General features: G+C 72.3%; 6 protein-coding genes. 5 read left to right on the top strand and 1 reads right to left on the bottom strand.

All coding sequences use genetic code 11. The annotated features are described in order from the left end of the window. Positions 1-85: 85 nt before the first annotated feature. The 5 genes from K4G64_RS04745 to K4G64_RS04725 all read left to right on the top strand — a co-directional run bounded on the left by K4G64_RS04745 (position 86) and on the right by K4G64_RS04725 (position 5,934). Positions 86-1,744, top strand: coding sequence for an ABC transporter ATP-binding protein (locus K4G64_RS04745; RefSeq protein ID WP_221754738.1), 1,659 nt, complete (start codon positions 86-88; stop codon positions 1,742-1,744). After that, on the top strand, positions 1,741-2,589 hold the full coding sequence (locus tag K4G64_RS04740; protein ID WP_221754737.1) for an ECF transporter S component: 849 nt from the start codon (positions 1,741-1,743) through the stop codon (positions 2,587-2,589). The genes K4G64_RS04745 and K4G64_RS04740 overlap by 4 nt, the downstream gene beginning before the upstream one ends. 314 nt (positions 2,590-2,903) lie before the next feature. Further along, positions 2,904-4,112 carry an argininosuccinate synthase-related protein gene (locus K4G64_RS04735; protein WP_221754736.1) on the top strand — a complete coding sequence of 403 codons (1,209 nt, stop codon included), beginning with the start codon at positions 2,904-2,906 and terminating at the stop codon, positions 4,110-4,112. A gap of 73 nt (positions 4,113-4,185) precedes the next feature. Beyond that, positions 4,186-4,917: a 2OG-Fe dioxygenase family protein gene (locus K4G64_RS04730; protein ID WP_221754735.1), complete on the top strand. Its 732-nt coding sequence runs from the start codon at positions 4,186-4,188 to the stop codon at positions 4,915-4,917. Positions 4,918-4,965: 48 nt separating this feature from the next. Beyond that, positions 4,966-5,934 (top strand): DMT family transporter, encoded by a 969-nt coding sequence (locus tag K4G64_RS04725; protein ID WP_221754734.1) that lies wholly within the window; start codon positions 4,966-4,968, stop codon positions 5,932-5,934. On the opposite strand, the gene K4G64_RS40960 is transcribed toward K4G64_RS04725, so the two are convergent. After that, positions 5,869-6,855: a LuxR C-terminal-related transcriptional regulator gene (locus tag K4G64_RS40960; protein ID WP_308122229.1), complete on the bottom strand. Its 987-nt coding sequence runs from the start codon at positions 6,853-6,855 to the stop codon at positions 5,869-5,871. The two genes, K4G64_RS04725 and K4G64_RS40960, sit on opposite strands and share 66 nt — an antisense overlap. Positions 6,856-6,930 lie beyond the last annotated feature (75 nt).

Below are 6,930 nucleotides of genomic sequence, written 5' to 3'. Positions count from 1 at the left end.
CCCCGGCCCTCCCCCTCTGGCCGGCCGCGGCCGTCCTGCTCGGCCTGCTGCCCGCGTTCGTCGCCCCCGATCCCAAGGAGCCGTCGTGATTCGCTTCGAGGATGTCTCCGTGACGTACGACGGGGCTCCCGGACCCACCGTCCGGGGCATCGACTTCGAGGTCCCGGAAGGCGAACTCGTCCTGCTGGCAGGTCCGTCCGGCGTCGGCAAGTCCACGGTCCTGGGCGCGGTCAGCGGGCTCGTCCCGCACTTCACCGGCGGCACCCTGCGCGGCCGGGTCACGGTCGCCGGCCGCGACACCCGCACCCACAAGCCGCGCGAGCTGGCAGACGTGGTGGGCACGGTCGGCCAGGACCCGCTCTCCCATTTCGTCACCGACACCGTCGAGGACGAACTGGCCTACGGCATGGAGTCACTGGGCCTCGCCCCGGACGTGATGCGCCGCCGCGTCGAGGAGACGCTGGACCTGCTCGGCATGGCCGGCCTGCGCGACCGGCCGATCGCCACGCTCTCCGGCGGCCAGCAGCAGCGCGTCGCGATCGGCTCGGTCCTCACCCCGCACCCGAGCGTCCTCGTCCTGGACGAGCCGACCTCCGCGCTGGACCCGGCGGCCGCCGAGGAGGTGCTGGCGGTCCTCCAGCGCCTCGTCCACGACCTCGGCACGACCGTCCTCATGGCCGAACACCGCCTGGAACGCGTCATCCAGTACGCCGACCAGGTCGTCCTGCTCCCCTCCCCCGGCGCACCCCCGATCCTGGGCGACCCGGCCGAAGTGATGGCCGTGTCCCCGGTGTACCCCCCGGTGGTGGCCCTGGGCCGCCTGGCGGGCTGGACCCCCTTGCCCCTGACGGTCCGCGACGCCCGCCGCAGGGCAGCGGATCTCAAGCAACGGCTGGAGCACGTCCCTCAGGGGCGCGGGGAACTGCGCGATCAACCACATGCGGCCCGCACCCGCAAACGACCCGCACAACCCACCCCAGAAGGCGCCGCCCACATCCAGGCCCTCTCGGTCACCCGCGCCCGCATCCAAGCCCTGCACGACATCACCCTCACGATCACCCCCGGCGAAACCATCGCCCTCATGGGCAGAAACGGCGCCGGAAAATCCACCCTGCTCAACTCCCTCGTAGGCCTCGTCAAGCCCAGCTCCGGAACCGTCCGAGTCGGCGAAGCCACCCCCCACCGCACCCCTCCGAAGGACCTCGTCCGCAAGGTCGGCCTCGTCCCCCAGGAACCCCGCGACCTGCTCTACGCCGACACCGTCGCCGCCGAGTGCGCGGCGGCCGACCAGGACGCCGGCGCCGACCCCGGCACCTGCCGGGCCCTGGTCACCGAGCTGCTGCCCGGCGTCACCGACGACACCCACCCCCGGGACCTCTCGGAAGGGCAGCGGCTGGCGCTCGCCCTGGCCGTCGTGCTGACGGCCCGGCCCCCGCTGCTCCTGCTGGACGAGCCGACCCGGGGCCTGGACTACGCGGCAAAGGCCCGCCTGGTCACGGTGCTGCGCGCGCTGGCCGCCGAGGGGCACGCCATCGTCCTGGCCACGCACGACGTGGAGCTCGCGGCCGAGCTCGCCCACCGGGTGGTGCTGCTGGCCGAGGGCGAGGTGATCGCGGACGGCCCGACGGCGGACGTCGTCGTCTCCTCGCCGTCCTTCGCCCCGCAGGTCACCAAGATCCTGGCGCCCCAGCACTGGCTCACGGTCGCCCAGGTCCGCGCGGCACTGGAGGAGACCGGCCGATGAGTCTCCAGGCGACCACCCGCCCGCCCGCGCAGCGCCAGGCCCGGGCCGTCCGGCTCGGCCCCCGCTCCGTCGCCGCGCTGACCCTGGTCAGCGCGGTGGGGGTGGCCGGTTTCGGCTGGCCCTTCCTCGCCCCGCCCACCTCGCGGATCGGCGCGCACGCGCAGGACGCGCCCTGGCTCTTCGCGGGCGTGCTGGTGCTGCTCGTGGCGGTCGTGGCCGCGGCGATCTCGGAGTCCGGTCTGGGCCCGAAGGCGGTCGCGATGCTCGGCGTGCTGGCCGCCACGGGAGCGGCGCTGCGGCCGATCGGCGCCGGGACGGCCGGTATCGAGCCGATGTTCTTCCTGATGGTGCTGAGCGGCCGGGTGCTCGGCCCGGGCTTCGGGTTCGTCCTCGGCTCGGTGACGATGTTCGCGTCCGCGCTGCTCACGGGCGGGGTCGGGCCGTGGCTGCCGTTCCAGATGCTGGCGATGGGCTGGTTCGCGATGGGCGCGGGCCTGCTGCCAGGCCCGGACCGGCTGCGCGGCCGGGGCGAACTCGCGATGCTGTCCGGCTACGGCTTCCTCGCCGCGTTCGCGTACGGCACGGTGATGAACATGGCCGGCTGGCCCTTCATGAGCGCCCTCGCCTCGAACGTGGCCTTCGACCCGCAGGCGCCGCTCGCCTCGAACCTGGCCCGTTTCGTCGCGTACTGCCTGGCCACGTCGCTGGGCTGGGACCTGGGCCGGGCCGTCGTCACGGTCGTCCTGACGCTCACCCTCGGCCCGGCGGTGCTCCGGGCGCTGCGCCGGGCCACGCGCCGGGCGGCCTTCGAGACGCCGGTCACGTTCGAGGCGCCCCGGCAGTGAAGCGCCCCACATGACCCGGGTCACCTACGAAGCGAGGCCGTGGAGGGCGCACCAGGTCCCAGCCGGAACCTTCGTCCCGGATACGACGACTCATAGCAGGGGGGACATTGCGGACAGCCGCAGGAGCTGTTCCTCTGGACCGAAGGCGGCGGCCCCCTGATCCCCGGGGCCGTCGCCTTTTCCACTTGTGATCGGCCTGAAGCTCCGCGTCCGGGTCCGGACATGGCCGGGCGCGGACCCCGGGATGCGTTGTTCGGGCGGGGGTCCGCACGGAAGTCTCCTTGTCTGTGACCAGTGCAGAGGTTGGAGAGGCCATGCGTTCCCCGCTCATACGTTCCTTCTCGCAGCTCGACTCCCTGGACCCGGACCGCCCCGTGGTGACACTGTTCAGCGGGGGGCTCGACAGTTCGTATCTGCTGCTGCGGCTGCGACGGATGGGCATCCGCGAGGTGCACGCCGTGAGCGTCGACATCGGCGAGGACGAGTCCAGTACCTACAAACGCCAGGTCGCCGATGCGCTCGGCGCGACGATCCACATCCTCGACCGGCGGGCCGAGTTCGCCGAAGCGTACGTCGCTCCCGCGATCGCTGCCCAGGCCGTGTACCTCGGGATCCACCCCGTCAGCTCCACGCTGAGCCGTCCGCTGATAGCCCACAGCGCGGTCGAACTGGCCCGTGCGCTCGGCGCGCAGGCCCTGCTGCACACCGCCAACCGCTCCCAGAACACCCTGCGCCGCCTCAACGGGGCGCTGACGCTGCTCGGCTACGAGGGCATGTTCGGAAGCCCCTACGACCTCGCTCCCGTCTCGCGCGACGAAAAGCTCGCCGAACTGCGCGACGCCGGCATCGATCTGCTCGCCGGGCGGATCGTCAGCGGCGACTCCAACCTGTGGTGCCGCGAGTTCGAGTCGGGCATCCTCGACGACCCCGAACTCCATGAGGTCCCCGAGGAGATGTACACCTGGAGCCGGCCGACCGCGCTCCCCGGCGACACCGACACCCTCACCGTCACCTTCGAGCAGGGACTGCCCGTCGCTCTCGACGGAGAGCCGCTGCCGCTGACCGGGCTGATCGACCGCCTCAACCGGAGGGTCGGCGCGTACGGACTCGGCCGCTACTCCGGCCTGGAGCACCTCGACCACGGCGAGAAGGTCCTCGAGATCCGGGAGATGCCCGCCGCCTGGCTCCTGCTCAGCGGCTACCGGCACATCGAGAGCGCCTGCCTGGACGCCGAACTCATCCGCGAGAAGCGGCATCTGGAGCAGGTCTGGACGCGTGAGGCCCTCGAAGGCCGCTGGTTCGGCGAACTGCGACTCGCGGCACAGGTGTTCATCGACGCCTGCGCCGCCCGCACCACCGGGTCCGTGACCTGGCGGCTGCGCAGCGGCGGTGCCGACACGCGCTCCATCACCGTCGGAGCCCCCCTGTATCTGCGCGACCGGGAGGCATGGGAGGAGCGGGCGATCAGCGCGGAGTCGGCGCCGTTCGCCCCCGCGGCCCACCCGGTGCTCGCCGCCGTCTGACCCTCTGCTCCCTCCCTCTCACCGCTCCTCCACTCGCGGACCCCCACCGCGGGTCTCACCCACGGAGTACGCCATGACCACTGCCGCCACCCGTCACCCCGCCGCCGACGACGCCGTCAACGCCCTCGCCGGGCCCGGCGGTCATCTGATGCCCTCCGCGCAGCTCTCCGCGCTCGCCGGTGTCGGCGCCGCCGACTGGGCGCGGTTCGCCGCCCACTGGGACGAGCTCACCCTGGACACGTACATGGCCGACGGAGGCACGTACCGGTACCGCCGCTACGGCCAGTTCGAGCTCGACCCGGCCGCGGGCGACCTCACCCTGCTCCCGCACACGCCGTACCGTCAGGAATCGGACATCAATCCGCTCAACGGCGGCATCGAGCGCGTCTTCGACCCGCTGACGGAGTCCTTCACCGATGACCCGCTGCTGCGTTCCGTCCTCGTCGAACTCGGCCAGATCTTCACGGACGTCGACGGCAGGGCGTCATGGAACGTGAAACTGCACCCCTACCGCATCAGCGCCTCCGCCGACCAGCAGGGACAGCCCGCGCCCGAGGGCCGGCACCGAGACGGCGTCACCTTCATCACCTCGCTGCTCATCGGCCGCCGCAACGTCACCGGCGGTGAGAGCGGGGTGTACACCGACGCGGGCGAACACCTGCTCACCGTTACCCTGTCCGAGCCCGGTGACCTCCTGCTGGGCGACGACCGCCGCACGCTGCACTCGGTGACCCCGGTGCGCCCGGTGGACCCCGAACTCGCCGCCCACCGCGACGTCCTGGTGATCGCCTACACGGCGCGCTGAGCCACCCCGCCCTCCGACCTCAACCGTCCGCTGCCCTAGGAGCCCCCCATGACCGTCAACGCGGCCCGCCGCGCCTGGCTGACCGATCTGCCCGTCCTGCTGGTCGCGGTGGTGTGGGGCTCCAGTTATCTCGCCGCCAAGGAGGTCACCACGGCGCAGACCGTGCTGGCCGTGCTCGTCCTGCGGTTCGGCGTGGTGCTGCCGGTCCTGGTCGGCACCGGGTGGCGCAAGCTCAGGGCGCTGGACGGGGCGCAGCTGCGGGGCGCCGGCGTCCTCGGGCTGATCCTTTCCGGGATCTTCCTGCTGGAGACGTACGGCGTCGTGCACACCTCGGCGACCAACGCCGGGCTCATCATCAGCCTCACCATGATCTTCACGCCGCTCGCGGAGAGCCGGTTCACGGGCAGGCGGCCCTCCCGGTCGTTCCTGGCGGCAGCGGGGTTGTCGGTGCTGGGTGTGCTGCTCCTCACCCAGGGCGCCGGGTTCACCGCGCCGTCCCTCGGTGATCTGCTGATGCTGGGCGCGGCCGTGGCCCGTACGGTGCACGTGCTGGCGATGTCGCGCATGCGGTCGGTGCAGGGCGCGGACTCGATGTCGATGACCACGGTGCAACTGGGCGGCGCGGTCGCGGTGTTCGCGGTGCTGTCCACGCTGCCCGGCACCGGCAGCACCACGTGGGCCGCCGCGGCGGATCTGGACGCCGGGGACTGGCTCTGGCTGCTCTATCTGTCGGTGTTCTGCACCCTGTTCGCGTTCTTCGTGCAGATGTGGGCCGTACGCCGTACGTCGCCCTCCCGGGTCAGCCTGCTGCTGGGCACCGAGCCGGTGTGGGCCGCCGTCGTCGGAGTCACCCTCGCGGGAGACCGGCCGGGCTGGCTGGGGCTGCTGGGTGCGCTTCTCGTGCTCGCGGGCACGGCGTGGGGCCGCAGCGCGGCCGCCCCCCGGCAGACGTCAGTCGTCGAGCCAGCCGAGCCGGACGGCGCAGACACCGGCCTGGAACCGGCTGGCCGTTCCTAGCCGTTCGGTCAGTTCGGAGACAAGGCGGCGGACCGTGCGCTCGGAGACCCCGAGCTTGCGGGCCATCGCCTCGTCGGTGAGTCCGCCTCCTAGCATCCGCACCAGCTCACGGTGGCGGCCGGTCGGGTGCCAGTCGCCCTCGGGGCTGTCGGTCGCCGACTCGGTCAGCACGGTGGCGCTTTCCCAGCTGTGCTGGAAGATCCCCCGGAACACCCCGGCCAGCGTCTCGCCGCGTAGCACGATGGCGGCGATCTCCCCGTCCGCGGTCCGGGACGCCGGCACGATCGCCAGCGAGCCGTCCACCACGATGAGCCGCATGGGCAGGGTGTGCGCGGTGCGGACCTGGGCGCCCGCACCGTTCAGCCGCCGCAGATACGCCGTCATGTGGGGGGCGGAGGCCGCCGAGCGCAGATGGATCGTCCGCATCCGCACGCCGCGGCCCAGCACGAGCCGGTCGCGTTCGAGCCCCGCCTCCACCATCTCCGCGGGCAGCGGGCGACCGGGGTGCAGGGACAGCACTTCCTCCTCCGCCCGCCGTGAGGCGTCCTCCAGAACCGCGGATACGTTGGCCATACCATTGACCACCTCCATTTGAACGGAGGCCAACTCCCGGGCGTACACCGGCTGGAAGTCCGCCAACACCTGGGCGAGCGCGGTGCGGGTCTGCCGGACGGCGCTCAGCAGGGCGTCCGTGTGCTGCTCCTCGTCGAGGAGCAGCTTGCGCAGTGCGGTGTCCGGGGCGAGGGCCGTCCAGCCGTTGCGGTGACCCGACGACGGCACCAACAGGCCGAATTCACCGAGCAGTTGAAGCGCGTCGGCGAGCTCGCTCCCGCTCCAGCCGCGGTGTTCGGTGAGGGTCTGCGGGTTCCAGTCCGCGTTGTCGAGAGCGAGGCGGTAGAGCTCCTGGGCTCGGGCACGCACGTCCACCGGAATGGGTCCCCCTACTGAGTGACGAGCGCTGTCCCCCGTGAAGCGCTCCCTCGGGGATCTTAGGAA

The sequence above is a fragment of the Streptomyces sp. WAC04114 genome (genome assembly GCF_019733245.1).
GTDB lineage: Bacteria > Actinomycetota > Actinomycetes > Streptomycetales > Streptomycetaceae > Streptomyces > Streptomyces massasporeus_A.
Note: the sequence above shows the minus strand (reverse complement) of the source record. Positions and strands in the feature narration are given on the sequence as shown.